Genomic DNA, 21,831 nt, shown 5'->3' on the forward strand with positions numbered 1-21,831 from the left:
TTAGATCGAGTCAGTCTTAGGAACGTAGGGTGCACAACACCAGGTAACCTGTCGTTTGTTGACAATGCCCAGCGTAACAGTTGAAAGCAGGTAGTGCGCAAACGTAGATTTAACCGTTACCCCGTTGAGGTGATTAGACCGTTGATCGCAGGGTGGTTTGATGTCGGTTGGTTGCTTTAGACCCCAGAAAAAAGCTGTTATGGTTTTCTGCGTGTACGTGACATTCGCTGGTGTATCACAGTCAGACTCCGTAGCTACCCGCGTAGTTATACAACCTGGCAAAACAGGCGCTATCAGCAACAGGACTAGCCCTGTAGACAGACGACGTATTCGATTGTCTGATCGGAATAATAAAGTTGTTTTCATCGAGAGGCAGGGTTGAATAAAGAATTGGTCGGAAAAGAAGAAAATAGCGTAACATATTGGTTAAGTCCTTGAGGGAACGGTAAAAACAAAACGACGAAGCCCTCACCAGTTGGGAGGGCTTCGTCGTTTTACTGCCTTATGTAGAGTGGATGAATCTAGCTAATTTTCAGCGCGTCTTCGGCTTTGTTAATGCCCGATTTCGCTGCGTCTGCGGCATCATCTACTTTATTGTTGTAAGCGTTTTTGTTCTGATTGTAGGATGAGTTTGCCTCTTCCTTATATTGGTCGAACTTCTGATCCGCCTGATTTTTGTATTGATCTACTTTGTCTTGAGCGGTACCAACCAGATTATCGATTTGCGATTTTACCTGAGCAACGCCTTCGTCCCACTGGTTTTGCAGATCGTTAACTTGCTGAGATAGCTTGTCGCGGGTTTCTTTACCACTGCGGGGAGCCGTCAGATAACCGATGGCAAGTCCTGTTAATACTCCTTTTAAAAAACTCATGATCTTGGTTGTTTTAGATTGTTCTGGGATTGCTTATCGTGTATAAAAACTATGCCAAGAAGACTATTTTAGTGATAAGTGTTTGATTTTTAGAATTTTAAAGGCTGCCGTGTTTTGCTCATAGAAAGTTGTTCGTAAAGATCATGAGTAGTTTATTCCACAAGATAGTAGCTATTGATGGGCGCGGACTAGGCACGGTAGTACAAACATAAAAAATGCCGGTTAGCTACTGATACGTAACTAACCGGCAAGAAAAAAGCTCGGCAGGTAATTAACGGTTTTCGTTGATTACTTCCCGAATGTCATTAATAATCTTACCCGCTAAATGATCGGCAGTTGCGAGGGTATCAGATTCCGAGTAGATGCGAATGATAGGCTCTGTATTTGACTTGCGTAGGTGCACCCATTCTTTGTCAAATTCGATCTTAACCCCGTCGATGGTGTTGATTGGATTCCTGGCGTATTTAGCCTGAATTCGTTCCAATACCGCATCGACGTTAATGTCGGGCGTCAGTTCGATCTTGTTTTTCGAGATGTAATAATTTGGGTAGGTACGGCGCAGCATTGACGCCGACTTGCCAAATTTGGCCAGATGAGTCAGGAACAGCGCAATGCCAACCAACGCGTCGCGACCGTAATGAATGTCAGGATAGATAATTCCACCATTCCCTTCGCCACCGATAACAGCGTCATTTTCCTTCATCATCTCAACCACGTTGACCTCGCCAACCGCCGAAGCAAAATGCTGACCGCCATGCTTACGGGTTATGTCGCGTAGGGCTACTGTGCTCGATAGATTCGATACGGTGTTGCCGGGCTTGCTTTTAAGAACATAGTCCGATACGGCAACCAACGTGTACTCCTCGCCAAAAGGTGAGCCGTCTTCGCAGATCAGGGCTAACCGATCTACATCGGGATCGACAACAATTCCAAGATCCGCGTTGCCTTTCTCCATCTCCTTGATGATATCGCGCAGGTTTTCGGGGAGCGGTTCGGGGTTGTGCGCAAAATGACCCGTTGGTTCGCAGTGCAACCGGGTGATTTTCTCAACGCCCAGCGCTTCCAGCAGCATTGGTACCGCAATACCACCGGTCGAATTAACGGCATCGACAACAATCCGGAAGTTACGGGCAGCAATAGCGGCACGGTCGACCAGAGGAAGCGCTAGAATCAGATCAATATGCTTTTGTAGCCAGGTTGTATCAGTGCGATACTGTCCTAGTTTACGTACCTCGGCAAAATCAATGGCCTCAGCTTCGGCAATGGCCAGTACTTCGGCCCCGTCCGTTGCGGAGATGAACTCACCCGCTTCATTCAGCAGCTTAAGCGCATTCCACTGGATCGGGTTATGGCTAGCCGTTAAAATAATGCCGCCCGCAGCGCCTTCGGCCGGTACAGCAAGCTCAACGGTTGGCGTGGTTGACAGGCCCAGATCGATTACGTCAAGTCCTAATCCCTGTAACGTCGCCGTTACCAGCTTCGACACCATTTCGCCCGATAGTCGGCCATCGCGGCCTATCACCACGGTTTTTTTCTCCGTGTTGCGTTGCCGGAGCCACTGCCCGAAAGCAGCCGCAAATTTAACCACATCCAAAGGCGTCAGTCCGTTTCCGCTGCGCCCCCCAATCGTTCCTCGTATCCCGGAAATAGACTTAATTAATGCCACGTGAAGGGTCTGCTAAAATTCTGAAAAGTCCGCAAAGATAGGTTGCTTGGCGCAAGGGAAAATGATCTAAGCCGGAAAAACTTTGTGGTCCCGTTTCTTTCTTCATACGTTCAGGCGAATACCAATTCGGCACGTAAGTGTGAATTAGCCTGGCCAATAAACGTACCACTGATCGGAGCGGCTAGTTCGGGCTTAGCCGTTGAGGTTAAAAAGATATGTCGATTGCTTACCACCGATCCTTCCGTTGGGTCAAAACCACGCCATCCAGCACCCGGTAAGTACACTTCAGCCCAGGCATGTAGCTGGTGCTCTTGCTGGGGGTTGCCGAACAAATAACCGCTCACAAATCGGGCTGCAATGCCCAGGCTTCGGCAGGCTGCCATAAAAAGCGTGGTATAATCCCGGCAGGAACCTTTACGGAGCGTCAGCGTTTGTTCGGGCGGAAATGGTGCGCCTACTTCCCGGATCTCATACGTAAACTCCCGAATCGCCTGATTGAGCGCTATTAGAAAATTGATCGTCTGCCAGCCCGCCTTAGCCGCCAGCTGTTTGGCCCAGTCTTCAATGCGGTGCGTTACGCCAGTTCGTTCCAGATAAGGCTGCAACAGGTCCTGCTCGTATTTGGGGTAGCGGAACGGTACCCGCTGCGTCTCGAACGGAAACAGCACAAAGTCGAACGAGTTAAACTCGTCGGATTGGAGCGTGATTTCGGCCGTAACCTGTAGGCGGTTGGTCGGGTGGCTAAAGTAAGCCAGTTGCTGCACATTGCCCTCCACATCAACGTTCCGGACCGCTCGCGACGGCTTGGGCTCAATGGTCAGGCTGTAGTCGAGCAAACGCTGGTAAGGGTACGTCCGGGGGTAGAGATACAGCGTTTGCGGGCCGAGGGCAACCGGGATGTCATAAGTATACTCAGATTCGTGCCGGACGTGAAGATGCATAGGATAAAAGCAATTGATGGTGTAGCCTGTATACTGTTTTTGACGGCAGACACCCGCCGTCAAAAACATCACACATTTTTGACCGAACGTACTTTATCAAAGATTGGGTTCATCCAATCACTGGGCAATTTTCGGACTGAGTTGCTTAACAAAGCGCTCCACTGGTGAGACACCTCGTCCATATCTTCTTTCTCCAGGCGGTATTCCGTCATGTGAAAGCTGTCCTTTGGGTAAATGACGACATCCAGCGGGTAATCAACATCGTTGGCGCTGACGCGGGTGGCATCAAAAGCCAGAAAACCAATCTTCAGCGCTTCCTGTAAGTTGGTTTCGTAGGATAAGTTTCTGAATAGCAATGGTTTGCCGTAGCCCGAATTACCAATTATTTTAAACGGAGAGCCCTGGTCAACTTCAACCCAATTTCCTTCAGGGTACAGCATGAAGAGTTTGTGCTCTTCGTCATCTTCCAGCTGACCGCCGACAATCGCATTCAAATTGAAGTTTAAGCCGCTGGCTACAATGGATGCCTTGTCTTCCTGAGCCACCCGTTTGACCTGTTCGCCAAATGCGTTGACCGCTTTGTAGAGTTTGTTAAAGGAGCGGTCCTGCTCCGAAATTACTTCTTTAAAGTAAGTAATGGCTTTATCGCGTACGGAACGAAGTCCCGAAGTCATGATGAACAACGAGTGATTTTCAACTTCGTGGACCGAAATCTTTCGATTAGAAGACACCTCCGAACCAGAGGTCAACCGTCTATCGGCGATGGCAACGAGACCTGACGCGACTTTAATTCCTAAACAATAAGTCATTCTGCACAGTGGGAAAAGCAGGTACTAAACCCAACAAATATACGGGTTGACACCAGTTTTGTTTGACGTATAGACTGGTTTTCTATAAAACTGGCTTATTTATTTGGGGTACGGTTCTCGGAAGAGCGAGTATCGTTGCCGTTTACTTTACGCAGGTCTGGCTCCGACTGTGATTCATCAATTGGGCTAGAAATGCTCGCTATCCGGCCTCCTGACGCGCTGGTCGAACGCAAATCGGCCCTGGCGGTGTCATCTTCGCCATTGGTTGTGCCATTGCCGGGGGTGCTGTCCGGATCGGGCTGGTCTGCGGCCAGGATTTGAGCCGCATTGGTGAGCGTACCCTTGCCTGTGACCGTGGCCCTAAAGGATAAACTGGCGGTTTGACCAGCGGCTAACTGACTGATAACACCCGTCACGGCGGTGCCACTGGCGATCATACCTGTGCTGGATGAGAGAAATTGCAAACCGGCGGGCAGATCGTTTCTGATTCTGATATTGGTAGCATTCAACCCTCCCTGGTTGAAAACTTTAAGGGTAATGGTTACGGGCTGTCCCTGGCTGGCGTAACGCTGACTAAGCTCCATCGTCAAACTCAGGTCCGCCTTGCTGGAGTCGGGTGCGGGTTGATTGCCCTGAACAGTCGGTAAAGCCTTCTGGTTCGGGTTGGGTGACGCGAACAACGAAAGCGTATTTGCTGCCGAAAGAGTCCGTAGATCAACCATTGCCGCATCATCTTCGCCATCGGCAGTACCAGAATTAGGTTCGCTGTCGGGATCTAACCGGCTTTGAGCCGTCAGCTGAGCTGCGTTGAGGTAATTACCTGCTGTCGTCAGCCGCGCGACATAGCGACGGGTGATTGATTGGCCGGGGGCAATATTCGACAGGTTGCCGGTAACAATGTTATTGGTCGCTGTCAAGTTAGCCGATGACACAAATACCAGGTTGCTTGGTAAGCGATTCTGCATGGTTACGGCTCCGGCGTCGCAGGCCCCTTCGTTGCGGACGGTTAGCGAAAACGTGACGGTGTCGCCTACGGACACGATGCGACGGCTGACGGATAGGGATAGCGCCAGATCAGTCATCGCATTATTGATGTAGACAGTGGCGGCATCGGACTGACACCCGTATACACTGTTGACCGCTCTCAGCGAGTACATTCCTGCCGAGTTGGCCTGAATGGAATGGCTTATTTCGGATGTATTCCAAAGGTTATCACCCTCGTAACTTGATGTTAGTGTGACGCTTCCTGGTTGGCACAATGAGGTTGAACCGCTGGTGGTGATGGATGGGACCGCTGGCTTAACCGTGTTGGGAACCGTAACTGCGGGCGGGAAAACTACTTTTTTCTGGGAGTCACGGAGTCGGGCCGAGTACGTACCAGCGCCAACGGTCAAACTCTGACTGGTCGTGCCTGTATTCCAGGTGTATTCGTAGCCGCTTGGCTGGGTTAGTGTCAGTCGATTGTTTGTAGCGCAGGCAATGCTCACGAGCGGCTGACTTTCGGCTGGATAAGGCTGAATGGACTGTAAATAAGCATTCGTTATGGCATCGGCCCAGAGCTTTCCTACTTTCGGTTGTCCCAGGGGAGAATAGTGAATACCATCTGGACGGTCGTCTAGCGAGTTGACATTATCGAGGTCAGGCCCTTGATAAGTCTTATAGTTATCTCGGTTAATAACCTGAAGCTGAGCTTGCCGGACGTTTTCAAAACGGCCACCGACGTAAGAGGATAGGGCGATGATAAACGATAGATTCGGTTTGCCAAACTCCTGTCGCACCTTGTCGATGACGCCGTAATGATGGGTGACAATCAGGTCCGTAGGATTGCCCCGGTCGTTCTCGCCATGCTGAAGAAGAATTGCCCGAATACCCGTTGACGGAACGTACAGATTCATCAGATTCCGCATATTAACGTATGGCATTCGAAGGGAGTACTTGATAAAACCATGCTCAAAAGGGATATCGTAGGCTGCTTTGTACGTCTGTTCCATGTTGCTTCCGCCAAATCCAGCATTGTAGATCAGAACGGGTACATTAATGCGCTGCACCAGCAGATCGCCCATGCGTCCCCAGAACCACGCCATTTTCGCAAAAGGAGATATACCCGTAAAAGTGGCTAACTGACTAAAATTCAGACCGGGTAAGTAGCGGTTATCAGCAGTGCCCTCGTACTGCTGAAACTCTGGGCTGGTCTGGTCAAGCGATACCACCGTTACGCGGTCATCAACGGCTCCTTCCATGGTGGGACAACGGTCTGTACCGTCGACGTAACAACTGGAGCCTTGGGCGTTTGAATGGCCAAGAATAGCAAACACTTCGCCAACGCCAAACCGATCAACCACGTCCGTAGCTACGACCTTCCTGTTGCTAATACCCCGAACTTCAAGTTGATACCACCCGCCTGTGACGGTTAGTTTGCCGCTAAACTGGCCATTGAGTGGATTTGTCTGAAGGGTTGACCAGCTTGTTGTAGTGCCTTGGCCGGCGGTGCGAACAACAGCACGCACTTCTACAGAGTCGAGGTCCTGAGCATAACTACCCACGATCTGCACGGTTGCTTTGTTGTTGTTATCACGCTGGACAATCATCCGACTTACGGGATAAGTAACGTCGATTTGAGCCGAAACTCGCGGTAGACTTACAGCCAATAACACAGCTGTTAGCCCTGTTTTGAGGAGTAACTGTACTAGTAATCTCATGATGGATAAAGCAATGCGTAGCTTAAATAAACAGCGAACGTTTAATCAGTTCTGTACAAGGAGTTACAACTAATAACTTATTGTACAGAAAATAGAGTAAAAAGAAACCTGATTATTTCTACTTGCAAGGCAAATATAGTATTATTAATGAAATTAGGATAATACAAAGTTACTGATAATCGATATTTTAATCCTTATCTATAGTGAATATAGAATTATAGGGAAGCAGACCTCAGAGAAATAACGTGCGCTTGTATACTTACTATAGAATGGTACTGGAGCGGTGAGCTAAATTAAACACGGAGATACTGACATTCAGTGCCATTCTGCGATTAGTTTTCGATTAAATCGATTTGTTTTGGCCGAAGGTTTGTGTTACTTTGTCAGTAAGAAGGTATTCACCCCTTCGCCGATTCGCAATGAACTTTGACGACGAGGACGACGACGACAGCTTCATGGACTGGGACGGTTTCGATGAGGACTATGACCCCGAGGAGGCCCGCGCCGAAATGGAGGCCGAGAACCGGCGTATCAAGAACCTACCCATCTTACGCAAGGCTAACGAACTCATGGAGTTAACCCAAGCCATTGTAGAAACAATTAACAAAGAAGATGATGTCCTGATGATGCACGAGCAGATGCTGGCCAATGCGATGATGCTGGCTCCCAAAATCGTTGGTGCGGAAGGGGGCGACCTGTATACATTACGCATGGAAAATGCGGTCATTATTAAAATGCACGCCCGTGAGCTGCTGGCTCAGACATCCTATTGCAAAGCAGAAAAGCTCGCTACGCCTGCCTATCTGAATTTACTGAGAGACGAAATTGAGCAGTTTCGCTTGTTATTCGTCGAATGGGTAAACGGGTTCGATAAAGACAACGATGCGCCCGACGATTGGGGCCTGTTTTATTAGTCAGCAAGCAAACCCGGTTCTACATGACCGGGTTTTGTTTTTATAGCGGACCGGCTCAGCTATACGACCGAGGGAATGAAAAATTCGTACGAGCTGATTAAACAGCATAGCCGTTGTGTAAAAAAATAAGGCTCAAAAGGGCACCAATGGCCTAAAACAAGATATACCTAGTAGAAAATCAGCGGGTTGATGCTTAGAATAGGGTAACTTTACTCTAGTGGCTAAATCTACTTGGTTCATGGCATTTCGTTTACCGTTACTTCGTTGGTCCTCTCGTTGGTTATTCGTTATCATCTGGCTTTTATTGGTAACCAGTGCTGGTCAATCCATAAAAGCAGCTGACCGTTCGCTCGTATTGTTCAGCAACGAAGGCAGTCGGGCGGGTACGGCCAAACACACAGTAGACCCTGTTTTGTCCATTACACCCGCATCGGCTACCATCTGTGCCGGAGGAAGCGTTGCATTGACGCTAGTGGGTTGCCCAACCGGTGGAACGGTGCGATGGTCGAACAACCAAACAGGACCAAGTATCAATGTTAAGCCAAGTCAGACAACGGACTATACGGCCACTTGTACCGTAACGGGCGCTCAGGGAAGCACCACAACGGCGTCGCGGTCGGTCAATGTGCAGCAGCCCATAACAATTACGGCTGGCCCTTCGTCCACATCAACCTGTACCGGATCGACCGTATCGTTTTCCGTGGCCGCAACGGGGTCCGGAATCACCTACACCTGGTTGCGCAATGGGGCTTCATTTGCCACAACATCAACGCCCGAAGTATCCATCGCGAATGTGACCCAGGCACAGGCCGGAGCATACACAGTTGCCTTAAGCAATCGCTGTAATACGGTAACAAGCCCGGCGGCTCAGCTGACTGTATCGGCAAATCCAGGGTTGACCCTCAATACGTCTATTTCACCAGTCAAATGTGCCGGAACGAGCACCGGCGAGATTTTTGCGAGAACGACCGGCGGCACGGGGCCACAACAGTTCCAACTGGACGGAAAGTCAACCCAGACATCGAATGTATTCTCCAATCTAAAAGCAGGGACTTATGTGCTTTCGGTCAAGGATATCGTTGGTTGCGCAGCGCAAACAACCGTCGAAATCAAAGAGCCTACCTCTTTGTCGTTAACGGCGAAAGCGGTCAATGCGAAGTGTTCGGGCGGATCGGATGGAGGAGTAGTTGTCGCTGCGAAAGGGGGAAACACACCGTATCAGTTTCAGATCAATGGGGGTCCTTTGCAAACAGGTGAAACATTTTTCGATCTGAAAGACAAAACAAGTTATGTTGTTACAGCGGTCGATGGAACGGGTTGTACCACCTCACAAACTGCTGTAATTGGTGCTCCTCCCGCCTTTGCCATTCAGGCAGCTATCGGATCAACGAAGTGCGTGGGGTCTACCGACGGTACAATCAACGTGTCGGCTACGGGGGGAACAGGTGCTTATCAGTATCAGATTGGAACCGGTGCTTTTCAGACCGGAACGTTGTTTACGGGGCTTACGGCCAACACCTACACCGTCACGGTAAAAGATGCTATCGGTTGCTTGGGAACGCAGGCGATCACCGTAACGCAACCGCTCGCTTTATCGTTAACGGCTGCCGTTACGCCCGTCAATTGTTTTGGGGATAACAGTGGAGCGATTACGCTAACACCGAAGGGCGGAACAGGTGCGGTAAACTACCAATTGACATCATCCCGAACGCCCCAGACGAGTAACGTATTCAAAAGTCTGGCGCTGGGTAATTACACTGTTTTAGGTACCGATGCAAACGGCTGTACGGCTCTTTTGCCGGTGACGATTGGGAAGGCGGAACCAGTCAAAGCACAAGCTTCTGCTGTTGCGGCTACCTGCTGCGTATGTCCGACGGGTCAAGTGACGCTGACAAGTGGGGGAGGCACAGGGACTGGACGGCAATTTCAGTTAGTTGGACGACCGTATCAGGCCAGTAATCAGTTCACTGGATTAGCACCCGGTACGTATCAATTCCTGGTGGCCGATGAAGTAGGCTGTGTTGATTCAGTGTTTGCCGTGGTTAGCGATGCCGCATCATTATCTCTAGCACCGGGACGTATAAAAGATGTGGCCTGTACGGGTGGACGCGACGGCGAAGCGGCAGTAGACATCAAAGGCGGTAAAAAGCCGTTTACGTTCTATTGGCAAACGGATAATCTGGATACGCTTAAGGCCCGGACTCAGGCGCAGACAGGACTAGCTGAAGGAACGTATACGGTCAGTGTGCTGGATAGCAATCGGTGCACCACTACAACTACGTTTGTTACCGTAAAGGCCTCGGCTCCAGTGCCGCCAAAACCCATCATCACCCAAACCAGTACGTTGCTTTCGGTGGTCGAGGTAACAGGTGTTCAGTGGTATGTCCAGACTGATACCAGCGCGGGCAAACCCGTACCCAACGCTACGTCTTCGTCACTAATGCCTCCGCAAACGGGTCGCTACTACGTAATTGTCACGCAGAATGGGTGTACGTCTCCGCCGTCCGATTTTGTTACGTTCGTGCTGACGGCTATAGCCGAACCGGTAGGCGATCTGGCGGTGCGGGTAGTACCTAACCCCGTTACGGACCGACTCCGACTCGAAATCGAACAGACGCAGCGGCAGTCGGTACACGTGCAATTGCTGGACGTATCGGGACGGCCCGTTCGACAGTATCAGATACCGGCCTTTACGGGCAAGAAGCAAGCCGAATGGCCGCTGGCAGATGTTTCGCGAGGACATTATTTGCTGAAAGCGCAGGCCGGAGTCCGTCAGTCCGTCATCAGAGTACTCGTTGAATAGTACATAAAAAATGCGCTTCACGGTCAAAGGCCATGAAGCGCATGAAGTCGAGGGGAAAAATTACAACCGTTCTTCGAACAGCTTCAAAATCCGCTTGTATTCATCCATCCAGCTCGTTGGCTCCACAAAGCCGTGATCTTCCATCGGGTAAGCGGCCACTTCCCAATTCTCCTTTCTAAGTTCGATCAGCCGTTGCATGAGCCGGACCGTGTCCTGAAAATGCACGTTTACGTCGACCATGCCGTGACAGATCAGCAGGTAACCTTTCAAGCCTTCGGCGAAGTAAATGGGCGAAGACTGGTTGTAAGCCAGCGAGTCGGACTGCGGTTCGTTCAGGATGTTGGCGGTGTAAGGGTGGTTATAAGCCGCCCAGTCCGTTACAGGCCGAAGCGCTGCACCCGCTTTGAACACATCGGGTGTCGTGAACATCGCCATCAGCGTAATAAAGCCGCCGTAAGAACCGCCGTAAATACCAATCCGGTTCGCATCGACACCCTGCGTCTGAACCAGCCATTTTGCGGCATCGACATGGTCGGTTAAATCTTTGCCGCCCATATGCCGGTAGATACCCGTACGCCAGTCGCGGCCATAACCCGAACTGGCCCGGTAGTCGATGTCAAGTACCGTATAGCCTTTATCGACAAGCAGATTGTGAAACATGTACTCGCGGAAGTATTGACTCCACCATTTGTGCGCATTTTGCAGGTACCCGGCCCCGTGCACGAAAACAACGCTTTTGCCTGACGGCTTCTCGGGTTTGTACAAACGGGCGTAAATAGTCTGGCCGTCGCGGGCGGGTATCGTTACAAGGGAGGGTTCCCGCCAGGAATAGCTTTTGAAAGTATCGGTTGTCGAACTAGTCAGTTTCAGGGGCGTCTTCTGGGAAGCTTTCAGGTCCACTACGTACAGCTCCCAGGGCTTATTCGTAGCCGAATAGCGGATCGCCATGCGGGTTTCGTCGGGTGATAATGTCACCTCATTCGCGCCCGTCATCGTGGTCAGCCGAACACGTTCCCCGCCATTCACCGACATGCGGTAATAGTGCTGCTCGCCCGGATGCACTTCGTTGGTTTGAATGAAAAAGTGCGTTTTGTCTTTCGCCATCAGCACTTGCTGTACTTCAAACTTACCCGAGGTAAGCTGTTTTTTCGGGCCACCGGTTAGTGCGTTGAGGCTGTAAAGGTGCGAATAGCCGTCGGCCTCTGATTGAAACCAGAGCGTTTGGTTATCGGCCAGAAAGCCCATGTTGCCCGGCGTATTAGCCGAACCGATTCCGGGGCCACCGATCCAGGCTTCGTCGTGTTGGCGGTCCAGCAGCGTGAGTTTGAGCGTTTCCGGGTCAAAGCGCATAATCCAGCGGTCCTTGTTATCCTGCGACCGGACGACAACAACGCCTATCTTACCATCGTCTGACCAAACGGGACCGCTGATCGTAACCGGGCGTGGCTTTTTGGCGGTGTCGGCTTTGGCTTTTGACCCCGTTTTTAAGTATTCGGGTTTATCGTTGATACCCGGAATACCGTTGACACTTACCGCCCGAACGGTATCTTTAGCGACATCGTACACAAAAAACTCCTGAGTAGGCAAAGGTGCCCCCACCTTGGTACGCGCCCGGATTTCTTCCGTATAGCCCGACTCTGTAACGTAGTTCGGTACCTGCGCATTCTTGGTGTTCGACGGGGTTTTGGATAGCCGGTAGGTTACAAAGCGATTATCGGGGCTAACCTGCGGATTGGCTAGCTGCTTATCGTCAAGGTAGATTTCTTTGGGGCGCTTGGGTAAGTCCGCTTTGCTGATGCGGTCGGCCTCGTCTTTCTTTTCCTTCCGTTCTTTCAGCACCGTCGAGAGCCGCAGCTGGTCCTGTTTCAGAAATTTCTCTTCGTCCGTTGGCTTCGGATCTGCTTTTTTGGTGCCTGGCCGGAAATCGGTCAATTGGGTGAGTTCACCCGTTTGTAAGTTGATGCTGAACAAGTTATTCGTTCTTCGGAAAATGACCCGTTGCTCATCGCCCGAAAAGACTGGGTTGCTTTCCGCTTCAACGGTATTCGTCAGCTGACGGATTTTGCCCGTTTTTACATCAAGCCAAAAAATATCATCCTGCCGTTCGAAAAGCCGTTGCGTACGGGCCCGGTTGAAGGCCGCTATGGGTTCGGTGGGTAACAAACGTCGTTCTGCCGGAGCGACTTTCTGCGGTTGCGAAGCCGCAATCGTTTTCCCGCCTGTAAACGTCACTTTATAGAGCGAATCGCTTTTGTTTTTGTCGGGATTCCAGTTGAAATAAAGTGTTTTAGAATCGTCGGACCAGTACGGATTTGAGGGCGAGGTGCCAATCCAGCTTTTAGGGTCCTGCATGATGGTCTCAACCGTTAATTGAGTCCTAACGGTGGGTATGTCTGTTTTAGGAGCGGGCTGGGCAAAGACACTCGCTGATGTGAATGCCAGTACTAACGTTCGAAAAACAGACGAACCGCCGGGATGAAGAGTAGTTTTTTTCATATAAATGCATGATTCAAGTTGCAGGGCTCAAATTACCCACAAACCCGTTATCGACGTAATCTATCCAGAAAAGAGAATAGAGAAATGCAACAAGCCGGGCTGGCAAACTTCACCGAATGGTAGCTGGTTATATGAATAACTTTTTATTATTAGGGCCAGCCTACCAATCTGTACTTTCCTAAAAGATGGTATATTGCCCAACGAAACCCTGCCTGGTTCAATGCAATACGTTGTTCACGCTTACGATTACACAACTGCCGATGCCTTCGATCGGCGCATGGCTGTTCGGCCTGCTCACCTCGCTTATGTCCGCGAATTAAAAGCAAAAGGCCAATTTATTTTTGGTGGCGCTCTGCTCAACCCTGCGGGAAAAATGATCGGCTCAATGTTGCTGCTCGATCTGGAAACGGAAGAGCAACTAACGGATTACCTCCAATCGGACCCGTACATTGTTGAGGGCGTTTGGGAAAAAGTCGATGCGAAACCTTTTCGGAAAGCGGACGTCTAAAACCTCCGGTGCCCATTTACAGTTCAATCGTTGGCTACTGCCGGACTGTATGGACAGTTTAGTACAAACTACTGAAGACTTATTTTGATACAAGCAGCAATATTCGATATGGATGGGTTGCTGGTGGATTCTGAACCCCACTGGCGCGCTATGGAACGTGAAGTGTTTGCCACCGTCGGCTTATACCTGACTGACGATGAATGCAAACAAACGACGGGCTTACCGATTCCAGACGTTGTAAATTATTGGTACACAAAAGCTCCGTGGTCGGATGAAGCTACGGCCGGACGAACCAAAGCTGAGCTAGGCAATGCGATCACGAGCGGGGTGCATGAACGAATTGCCCAATTTGCGGAACCCATGCCGGGCGCTATAGAGACCCTGGAGTTGTTTGCTCAACGGGGCATTCCAACAGCTATTGCTTCGGCTTCACCGATGAGCTTGATTGAGGTCGTGGTTGATCGGCTCCGTATCCGCACTTACCTGACGCTTTGGCATTCGGCTACTCTGGAACTGCGCAATAAACCAGCGCCGGACGTATATCTGGGTACGGCTCGCAAACTCGGCGTCGATCCGGCAAATTGCCTTGCTTTTGAAGATTCCGGCAGTGGACTAACGTCGGCGCATACGGCTGGTATGAACACGGTTGCGGTACCCGCAGCGTTTGAGTTTGAGCATCCTAAATTCGCGATTGCTGACTTGATCATACCCTCATTGACCGATTTTTCGCCTGAACTACTGGCTGCGCTGCAAAAGAAAAAATTTCATTCCTGAACGTCCTAAACCTGTAACCTGGTCGGACCCGATCAGTCTGGCAACTGGCTGATTGCCGTCAATGGCCTTTTCCGTTAATACCTATGCGTATTTATCAACTTGATGCGTTTACTGATCAGCTTTTCTCCGGAAACCCGGCTGCGGTTATTCCGCTGACGGAGTGGCTACCTGACGAGCAGATGCAACGGATTGCATCCGAGAATAACTTGGCCGAAACCGCTTTCTACGTCAAAACGGAGGGCGACGCCAACTACCATATTCGTTGGTTTACCCCGACGGTAGAAGTTGATCTGTGCGGTCATGCGACCTTAGCTACGGGTTATGTTGTGTTTTTTCTGGAACAGAAGCCAGAAACGGATCAACTTTATTTTGAATCGCGCAGTGGTTCGTTGAAGGTATGCCGGAGTGAAGGTGGCTGGCTAACCCTTGATTTCCCGGCGGATGTTGTGCAAAAAGCGAATGTACAGCCGCCCGCACTGCTGTCGAGTCTCAACGAAAAGCCGTTGGAGGTCTACAAGGGAAAAACCGACTATATGCTTGTCTTTAAAGATCAGGCCCAAATCGAAGCACTGGACCCTGATTTTCGCGAAATGAGCACCGTTCCGGCGCGTGGTATTATTGTAACGGCTCCCGGTGATACCGATTCAGGCGTTGATTTTGTCTCCCGCTTTTTTGGTCCGCAGTCAGGCATTGACGAAGATCCTGTGACGGGTTCTGCACACACGACGCTTGTGCCGTATTGGGCAGAAAAGCTTGGTAAAACGCAATTTGTCGCTCGTCAGTTGTCGAAGCGGGGCGGGGAACTGCGCTGTAAGCTGAACGACGAGCGGGTTGATATTTCCGGAAAAGTGCAACTATACATGACCGGCGAAATAATGTAATTGCTGGCTACGCAGGGTAGTGGCTTGTATGGATGGTATCGCCGGAAGCTAGCGGCTGTCTTTAACAAACCGCTTCAACCCTCGTCGGATTGCCTTAGCCATTCGCTGGCGAAAACGGTCATCAAGAATGAGGTTTTCGTCGGCTACATTACTCAGAAACGGTCCTTCGACCAAGGCGTTCGGGTAATCGGTTGGGGTGTTGAAGAAAAAATTAAAGTGCCCGACGTTCCCAAACTCAGCCGTTCCCGTTTTTCGTAGTTCAAGCAATAGGGCCTGGCTCAATGGCCGAAAACCTACGTGTTTGTAATACGTGCTGACACCGCGTACGGCCGCATTTGCCGACGAATTGAAATGAATGCTGACCAGCAGATTGGGTAACGCCTGACGCATAGCCAGAATACGCGCTGTTGGCCCGATCAGCGTGTCGCCTGAACGCGTCATCACTACCCGTACTCCTTTGCGCCTGAGTAACGATTGTAATCGGTTTGCGACATCGAGGGTCAGTTCTTTTTCCAAACGTCCGGATTGTTTTCCGTTAGCCCCGGTGTTCGAACCACCGTGCCCGGCATCGACCGCGATAGTCAGGCCGCGAAGTTTACGTTTATCGGGTGGCCTTCGTACCCGGATGATCAATGTGTTCCGCTGGTAATAGATAGAGTAACCCCAGGATTGGGCATGTTTAAGATCAATAAAAATCCGGACGGTTTCATCGGTAACCTGTTCAAACCAGACGTTTCGAATCTCGCGTGCTGATGCTAGTTGCGTAATCCAGTTTGTATTAACCGTCAGGCCAAACACATCCACAACAAGCCTTGAAGGGTTGAGTTGCTGCTGGCTGCGATAGGGGAAACGAGCCGGCAAACGGATCGCTATATAATCAAAGATTCCTGAACCCGCTTTTACGGAATCGCCGTAGACTGTCCAGTTGCCGGTAAGTGATCCTTTGGGGTAGGAGCGGAGTGTGTCGATGGCTACCTGCTCCGTCGGCACAAAAGCCGATAGCGTAGGAGAGAGCCCAATGCGCCAGAACTTGTGAGTTGAATCCTGCGTCGACCAGGTTAGACCGTTTACGGCTATTACAACACCCGAATCAAGTGTTTCCATGCGTGCCCCACCCAGCCGGTCAGTGCCCAGACCGTAATACAACGGTGTTAATTTGCTGCGTGTATAGCCCGTCAACGTGGTATCCCGGATGATGGTTATCTGCGACTGACCAACGCTAATTCGTGCGAAAAGAAGGCAGTTGAACAAGAGCAGGAGGCTAAGTCGACGATATAATCCGCACATTTCAGCAATAATTGAATTTTAATTTGTAATCAATCTAAACAAGCGTATCTTTGTTATGAAAACAATCAGTATCAATGACTGCCGAATTTCCTTTTTCTGAATCGATAGTTGCTCTGAACGATTCAAAACAAATTATTCAGTCGAATCCCTTTGCTGGTCAGGAGTGTATTCTGAAAAAGTGCTGCAAGAAGTACAAAAAGGGAAAGCGCTGCAAGAAGTGCCCGGATTGATCGGCTTATTTTCTTGGGCGGGTCAGGTCTTTCTACCATCTTCGCCGGATGGAACTCCAATACCAACTAATCAATGGCTTGCCCCCACAGGAACAGCTATCAGCGCTGCTGGATTTGCTCGCGGTTGTCTTTGTAAACCAGTCGCAGGCTGAAACGCGCGCTGACCTCGATTACCAACTGACTCGAACGGGGGTTCAAATCCTGCTGGCGAGCGACAACGAGCGCTTGGTAGGATGTAAGCTCGGCTACGAGCGTAAACCGGGCCACTACTACAGTTGGTTAGGTTGCGTCCATCCTGACTACCGAGGGCGAGGTATTGCCGCTGAACTCATGTGCCGACAACACGATTGGTGCCGGGAACAAGGCTATCATACCGTGCGGACGCAAACCTATAATCAATGGCGCGAAATGCTGATTCTTAATTTACGATTCGGCTTTGCTATCGTTGGAACCGTTCAGGGAAAACGTGGATTAACCATCGTTCTGGAAAAAGCGATTTAAACGGTTAGTAAAGAGTCTTTTCAGTTCGCAGCCATTGTCGTTTGCTCAGATTCATCTTTTTAGTTCTCCCTCTCTATTCAGGAACCGATTGACGTGCTTTCTTGTCATTGAGGTAGCATGCATCTGTATCTTCATATCCCTTTCTGCAAGCAAGCCTGCCACTATTGCGACTTCCATTTCAGCACGAATCTAAGTCAGAAGTCAGCTTTGGTAGAGGCTATCTGCGCAGAAATCAAGCTTCAAAAAGAATATCTTTCGTCAAAAACGCTCCAAACCGTCTACTTTGGGGGAGGAACGCCGTCTTTGCTGACAGAAGCGGAGTTAGCTCGTATTTTTGAGACCATTCATAACGAATTTAGCGTTTCACCAACGGCTGAAATTACGCTAGAAGCCAATCCTGACGACTTACAGGACCAGAAACTCCAGGTTCTTCGTCGGTACGTCAATCGACTGAGTATTGGCCTTCAAACCTTTGATGAGCCAACGCTTCGGTGGATGAACCGGGCGCATACGGCAGCCGAAGCCGAAACCTGTGTCTGGCGGGCGAGAGAAGCGGGTTTTGAGAACATGAGCGTGGACCTGATCTATGGCATTCCTGATCCGACAACCACTGATCAACCAGCAACGCTCTGGCAAACGGACTTACAAAAAATGCTGGCACTTGATGTACCGCATTTGTCGGCTTACGCCCTGACGATTGAACCCGACACAGCGTTTGGGCGCTGGAAGCAAAAAGGAAAACTTCCGGCGGTTGACGAAAATCTAGCTGCTGAGCAGTTTGAGGAACTGACAAAAGTGCTTACGACTGCGGGCTACGAACACTACGAAATCTCGAATTTTGCCAAGCCCGGTCAGTACGCCCGGCATAATACGGCCTACTGGCAACGGAAACCTTATCTGGGGGTTGGGCCGAGCGCTCACTCCTACACTGGTTTCAGCCGACAGTACAACATTGCCAATAATGCGCGCTATGTAACTGCTTTACAAAACGGGGAGGTGCCTGCAACGGTCGAAACGCTGACGATAGCCGATCAGGTCAATGAGTATTTGTTGACGGGGCTCCGAACGAAATGGGGCTGCTCGCTGACTGAGCTCGATACCTTACTCGGCGGTGATTTTTCGCAAACGCAGTCCAGCGATCTGGCGGCTATGTACGCATCGGGCTGGCTTGTTCGCGACAACGATCAGTTGCGGTTGACCGAGGCCGGAAAATTATTTGCCGACCGGGTAGCCGCTTCCTTATTTGTGGAATAAAGCAGTTCGGTACGTACTAACTGCTGTCGGTTATTCTGCCGAGCCAGCGTTTTTCGGTATTTTTGGGCATGAAACACCGGATGAAGGGAGCCGTTTGTGTCTGTTTATTAATAAGTATACTGGCTCAGTCGGTGCAGGCTCAGCCGCTACCACCGGTGGGAGCAGCACCCGTTGCAGGTGATCCGCAGGGCATTCGTCAGGGCCGGTTCATTGGCGTTGTTGTTGGAACAGCTGCGTTTTATACCGTTACCCTGCTGTTGTTGCGCAAGCAATGGTACAAGAAAAAAGTCCCCTTCCATTCCTTTAATGACAATCGGGAGTGGCTGCAAATGGACAAGATTGGCCACGCTGCTACCGCCTATGGCATGAGTCGTGGGGGCTATGAGCTAATGCGCTGGAGCGGGGTTAATGAACAAGCCAGTATTCTGACGGGCGGGCTGTTGGCACTTTTGTTTCAAACAACAATCGAAGTGTTTGATGGTCATTCGGAAGGCTGGGGATTTTCAAAAGGAGATATGGTCGCCAACGTTGCCGGTACAGCGCTGTTTATGGGACAGCAATACAGCGCCGGACAGCAGGTCGTGAGTTTGAAATACGGTTTTCGGAAAACTATTTTCCCCCCTTATCGGCCTAACATATTGGGCAGTACCACCGGTGTGCAAATGCTGAAAGATTATAATGGACAACAATACTGGCTGTCGGTGAACGTAGCATCGGTATTGCCGGTTGGGCCGTCGTTTCCGCGTTGGTTGAATCTGGACTTCGGTTATAGCGGTAGTGGTATGATTGGTGGGCACGCTAACCCGCCGGTAGTTGATAAAGAAGGGAGGGAAGTCAAGTTTGAACGATACCGGCAGTTCTTTATCTCGCCCGACGCTGATTTGTCAAGAATCGACGCCTTCAGCCCATCGTTGCAGCGCTTCATCGGTACAGCTCAGTTTTTCAAAATTCCGGCTCCGTCGCTGGAGTACAATCGCGTAAAAGGGCTACGGTTTCATCCGCTCATTCTCCCCAAAGAATAGCCGCTACGTCCATAAAAAAACGTCAGCCCGAATCCGCAGCAATAAGCTCCTACGGATTCGGGCTGACGTTTTTTGTGAAGCGTCAATTAACGACGGCCACCGCCGATATCGAAGCCTACTTTGATGCCCAGGTAAGAGTTTTCGCTGGTGATTGTCGTAGTCGTGTTGCCCAGTCTGTTCTGGGTCGTTGGAGCCGCATTGTATTCAACAGCCGCTACGAAGTGCCCGGCTTTGATACCACCCCGGACCATACCACCAAATTTCGTGTCGTTTACGAACGTAACGTTTGAGTTCGTTTGCCCGTCATTGATGACTACCGTTCCTGCCGAACCGATGCTATAAAAACCGACACCAACGCCCAGGAAAGGACGAATACCGCCCGTGCCAAACAGGTAGTTACCCGTCAGCAAATAAGAACTAAAAGCGCCTACATCACCCGTGGCTGTATTTCCATTATACACAACACCACGTGCTACAACCGCTGCTTCAAGCCGCAGACCAAGATCGAAGTTATCGCTAAGGCCGTATTTAGGTTCAACGGCAAACAGAACACCACCCGATGCCGCTGAATTCAGCGGCTTTGCGTAACCGACTGACAGGTTGACCTTGAAGGGTTTGAACTCCTGAGCTGATGCGGAGAAACCGGCCAGAACAAACAGAACGAATAAGATGCGTTTCATAGGATTAACTGTTAAAAGAATGAATAGTGAAATTGTAATTATTGTGTGGAAACAGTAACTGCAAAAAATTAATAGTGTTTAACTGCTGTCATATGATGCGAGTGCATTTGTGAAAAAAAGTAGATAAAGACAAAAAGCCCTGACTTGATTATCAGGGCTTTTTTGATCAATTAATCGATAGATAATTTTTTATTTGAGCTCGCCTGGAATGACCATTATTCCTTTCTGGCGATTGTCGCGGAGAACGGTCAACTGAACACGACGCCCGATGGTATCATCGGTCAGCAGCCGGTGCAGATCATCGACCGTAGCCACCGACTGACCATTGAATCCAACGATAATATCGCCCTGGTGCAACTCCTCGTTACCCGCAACGCCATCCGCTTCCACACTCGCGACCATCACACCGGTTCTGGCTGTAAGCTGGTTATACTGTTTGATGCGCTCCGTTAGGTTGATGAGTTGACCGGCAATACCCAGGTAACCGCGTCGAACACGACCGTCTATGATCAGCTTACCGGCAACAAGCGCTGCAACATTGGAGGAAACCGCGAAACAGATACCCTGAGCGGGTAAGATCACGGCGGTATTGACCCCGATAACATCGCCGTTCGAATTAACCAACGGACCGCCCGAATTGCCAGGGTTTAATGCGGCATCGGTCTGAATAACATCATCGATCAGTCGCCCCGATTCCGAACGGAGCGTCCGGCCTAACGCACTGACGACACCCGCCGTCAGCGAATACTGAAAACCGTAAGGATTACCAATCGCAATGGCAATCTGCCCCACCTGGACCTGTTTGGAATCGGCAAAGCGGATTGCTTTCAGCCCATCGGCGTACAGCTTGATAACGGCAATATCGGTCGAAGGATCGCGACCAATAAGCGTAGCGTCAAACTCCCGTCCGTCAGACAGGGCGACCTCTATTTTGGTCGCTCCGGCAACAACGTGGTTGTTTGTGATGATGTAGCCATCGGTCGAAATAATAAAGCCAGAGCCCGTGCCACCATCCTTGTTGTCGGGTCGGCGCGTCGGCGGAGCGCTTTGACTATTGCCTGATGGGCGGCCACTGACTTTGATCTGTACAACCGACGCGCTCACCTTCTTGGCTACGTTGACGACCGTATTCGAGTAAGCGTCCAGCAAAGGCGCATCCTGACCCCCTGCTTCTCCGCCAGCTTGAGAAATCGCATCAGAAAAAGTCACAAATTGTGTATGCATACGATTTACGATGTAGGTGAAGCCAGAAGCGCAGCACGATCTGTTCCAGGATACTTCCTTGGCCCATTCTCTATGATTAGTCCGACAATCTGGCACTAGAATGGCTTCTGTACGTTACTTTTGCTCATATAGGTTAATCCTATAGTTTTATTAGATCTAGGGTTTGGTATTAAATCAGACAATTTGGCACATGAACTTTGATGACTATTTAGCTCAGAAAAAAATTGATGCAGAGCGCTTTAGGGGAACGGAACCCAATCGGTATGACGA

The 21,831-nt window shown here is 50.2% G+C and carries 18 protein-coding genes; 8 read left to right on the plus strand and 10 right to left on the minus strand.

The genetic code is table 11. The features are described from left to right. The 6 genes from LQ777_RS05245 to LQ777_RS05270 form a co-directional block, all read right to left on the minus strand. On the minus strand, positions 1–366 hold the full coding sequence (locus tag LQ777_RS05245; protein WP_232561473.1) for a hypothetical protein: 366 nt from the start codon (positions 364–366) through the stop codon (positions 1–3). Positions 367–521: 155 nt separating this feature from the next. Beyond that, positions 522–872, minus strand: a complete 351-nt coding sequence (locus LQ777_RS05250) for a YtxH domain-containing protein (protein ID WP_232561474.1) — start codon at positions 870–872, stop codon at positions 522–524. Positions 873–1,143: 271 nt separating this feature from the next. Then, entirely contained in the window at positions 1,144–2,538 is a 1,395-nt protein-coding gene (gene glmM, locus LQ777_RS05255; protein ID WP_232561475.1) for a phosphoglucosamine mutase, read from the minus strand. A 110-nt stretch (positions 2,539–2,648) separates the two neighbouring features. Further along, complete coding sequence (locus tag LQ777_RS05260; protein WP_232561476.1) at positions 2,649–3,479, minus strand: transglutaminase family protein; 831 nt, start codon at positions 3,477–3,479, stop codon at positions 2,649–2,651. A gap of 68 nt (positions 3,480–3,547) precedes the next feature. Next, on the minus strand, positions 3,548–4,288 hold the full coding sequence (locus LQ777_RS05265) for a proteasome-type protease (RefSeq protein ID WP_232561477.1): 741 nt from the start codon (positions 4,286–4,288) through the stop codon (positions 3,548–3,550). Positions 4,289–4,383: 95 nt separating this feature from the next. Further along, entirely contained in the window at positions 4,384–6,987 is a 2,604-nt protein-coding gene (locus tag LQ777_RS05270) for a sialate O-acetylesterase (RefSeq protein WP_232561478.1), read from the minus strand. Positions 6,988–7,406: 419 nt separating this feature from the next. Between LQ777_RS05270 and LQ777_RS05275 the strand changes: the two genes are divergently transcribed. Both LQ777_RS05275 and LQ777_RS05280 read left to right on the plus strand, forming a co-directional pair. Beyond that, positions 7,407–7,901 carry a hypothetical protein gene (locus LQ777_RS05275; protein ID WP_232561479.1) on the plus strand — a complete coding sequence of 165 codons (495 nt, stop codon included), beginning with the start codon at positions 7,407–7,409 and terminating at the stop codon, positions 7,899–7,901. A 238-nt stretch (positions 7,902–8,139) separates the two neighbouring features. Further along, on the plus strand, positions 8,140–10,704 hold the full coding sequence (locus LQ777_RS05280; protein ID WP_232561480.1) for a SprB repeat-containing protein: 2,565 nt from the start codon (positions 8,140–8,142) through the stop codon (positions 10,702–10,704). A 60-nt stretch (positions 10,705–10,764) separates the two neighbouring features. Here LQ777_RS05280 and LQ777_RS05285 read toward each other — a convergent pair whose 3' ends face one another. Next, positions 10,765–13,200, minus strand: a complete 2,436-nt coding sequence (locus LQ777_RS05285; RefSeq protein ID WP_425276925.1) for a prolyl oligopeptidase family serine peptidase — start codon at positions 13,198–13,200, stop codon at positions 10,765–10,767. Positions 13,201–13,420: 220 nt separating this feature from the next. Here LQ777_RS05285 and LQ777_RS05290 point away from each other — a divergent pair, with 220 nt between their 5' ends. From LQ777_RS05290 to LQ777_RS05300, 3 genes are all read left to right on the plus strand, one after another. After that, a complete protein-coding gene (locus LQ777_RS05290) occupies positions 13,421–13,708 on the plus strand; it encodes a YciI family protein (RefSeq protein ID WP_232561481.1) in 288 nt (95 codons plus the stop codon). 84 nt (positions 13,709–13,792) lie between these two features. Continuing rightward, positions 13,793–14,482: a hexitol phosphatase HxpB gene (gene hxpB / locus LQ777_RS05295; protein ID WP_425276926.1), complete on the plus strand. Its 690-nt coding sequence runs from the start codon at positions 13,793–13,795 to the stop codon at positions 14,480–14,482. An 83-nt stretch (positions 14,483–14,565) separates the two neighbouring features. Continuing rightward, complete coding sequence (locus LQ777_RS05300; protein ID WP_232561482.1) at positions 14,566–15,363, plus strand: PhzF family phenazine biosynthesis protein; 798 nt, start codon at positions 14,566–14,568, stop codon at positions 15,361–15,363. Positions 15,364–15,411: 48 nt separating this feature from the next. Here LQ777_RS05300 and LQ777_RS05305 read toward each other — a convergent pair whose 3' ends face one another. Beyond that, entirely contained in the window at positions 15,412–16,650 is a 1,239-nt protein-coding gene (locus LQ777_RS05305) for an N-acetylmuramoyl-L-alanine amidase family protein (protein WP_232561483.1), read from the minus strand. 278 nt (positions 16,651–16,928) lie between these two features. On the opposite strand from LQ777_RS05305, the gene LQ777_RS05310 reads away from it, so the two are divergent. The 3 genes from LQ777_RS05310 to LQ777_RS05320 all read left to right on the plus strand — a co-directional run bounded on the left by LQ777_RS05310 (position 16,929) and on the right by LQ777_RS05320 (position 19,657). Beyond that, the gene (locus LQ777_RS05310) at positions 16,929–17,381 is read left to right on the plus strand and encodes a GNAT family N-acetyltransferase (RefSeq protein ID WP_232561484.1); all 453 of its coding nucleotides are present in this window, start codon (positions 16,929–16,931) and stop codon (positions 17,379–17,381) included. 117 nt (positions 17,382–17,498) lie between these two features. After that, a complete protein-coding gene (hemW, locus tag LQ777_RS05315; RefSeq protein WP_232561485.1) occupies positions 17,499–18,635 on the plus strand; it encodes a radical SAM family heme chaperone HemW in 1,137 nt (378 codons plus the stop codon). 68 nt (positions 18,636–18,703) lie between these two features. Continuing rightward, positions 18,704–19,657, plus strand: a complete 954-nt coding sequence (locus LQ777_RS05320; RefSeq protein ID WP_232561486.1) for a DUF2279 domain-containing protein — start codon at positions 18,704–18,706, stop codon at positions 19,655–19,657. Between the two features lie 86 nt (positions 19,658–19,743). Here the strand turns inward: LQ777_RS05320 and LQ777_RS05325 are convergent, their stop codons facing one another. Both LQ777_RS05325 and LQ777_RS05330 read right to left on the minus strand, forming a co-directional pair. After that, positions 19,744–20,337, minus strand: a complete 594-nt coding sequence (locus tag LQ777_RS05325) for a hypothetical protein (RefSeq protein WP_232561487.1) — start codon at positions 20,335–20,337, stop codon at positions 19,744–19,746. Positions 20,338–20,526: 189 nt separating this feature from the next. Further along, entirely contained in the window at positions 20,527–21,561 is a 1,035-nt protein-coding gene (locus tag LQ777_RS05330; RefSeq protein WP_232561488.1) for a S1C family serine protease, read from the minus strand. Positions 21,562–21,831 lie beyond the last annotated feature (270 nt).

The sequence above is a fragment of the Spirosoma oryzicola genome (assembly GCF_021233055.1).
GTDB lineage: Bacteria > Bacteroidota > Bacteroidia > Cytophagales > Spirosomataceae > Spirosoma > Spirosoma oryzicola.

Coding starts and splice junctions, on each gene's coding strand:
- LQ777_RS05245 (WP_232561473.1), bottom strand. CDS start 366: ATGAAAACAACTTTATTATTCCGATCAGACAATCGAATACGTCGTCTG.
- LQ777_RS05250 (WP_232561474.1), bottom strand. CDS start 872: ATGAGTTTTTTAAAAGGAGTATTAACAGGACTTGCCATCGGTTATCTG.
- LQ777_RS05260 (WP_232561476.1), bottom strand. CDS start 3,479: ATGCATCTTCACGTCCGGCACGAATCTGAGTATACTTATGACATCCCG.
- LQ777_RS05265 (WP_232561477.1), bottom strand. CDS start 4,288: ATGACTTATTGTTTAGGAATTAAAGTCGCGTCAGGTCTCGTTGCCATC.
- LQ777_RS05270 (WP_232561478.1), bottom strand. CDS start 6,987: ATGAGATTACTAGTACAGTTACTCCTCAAAACAGGGCTAACAGCTGTG.
- LQ777_RS05275 (WP_232561479.1), top strand. CDS start 7,407: ATGAACTTTGACGACGAGGACGACGACGACAGCTTCATGGACTGGGAC.
- LQ777_RS05280 (WP_232561480.1), top strand. CDS start 8,140: ATGGCATTTCGTTTACCGTTACTTCGTTGGTCCTCTCGTTGGTTATTC.
- LQ777_RS05285 (WP_425276925.1), bottom strand. CDS start 13,200: ATGAAAAAAACTACTCTTCATCCCGGCGGTTCGTCTGTTTTTCGAACG.
- LQ777_RS05290 (WP_232561481.1), top strand. CDS start 13,421: ATGCAATACGTTGTTCACGCTTACGATTACACAACTGCCGATGCCTTC.
- LQ777_RS05300 (WP_232561482.1), top strand. CDS start 14,566: ATGCGTATTTATCAACTTGATGCGTTTACTGATCAGCTTTTCTCCGGA.
- LQ777_RS05305 (WP_232561483.1), bottom strand. CDS start 16,650: ATGTGCGGATTATATCGTCGACTTAGCCTCCTGCTCTTGTTCAACTGC.
- LQ777_RS05310 (WP_232561484.1), top strand. CDS start 16,929: ATGGAACTCCAATACCAACTAATCAATGGCTTGCCCCCACAGGAACAG.
- hemW (WP_232561485.1), top strand. CDS start 17,499: ATGCATCTGTATCTTCATATCCCTTTCTGCAAGCAAGCCTGCCACTAT.
- LQ777_RS05320 (WP_232561486.1), top strand. CDS start 18,704: ATGAAACACCGGATGAAGGGAGCCGTTTGTGTCTGTTTATTAATAAGT.
- LQ777_RS05325 (WP_232561487.1), bottom strand. CDS start 20,337: ATGAAACGCATCTTATTCGTTCTGTTTGTTCTGGCCGGTTTCTCCGCA.
- LQ777_RS05330 (WP_232561488.1), bottom strand. CDS start 21,561: ATGCATACACAATTTGTGACTTTTTCTGATGCGATTTCTCAAGCTGGC.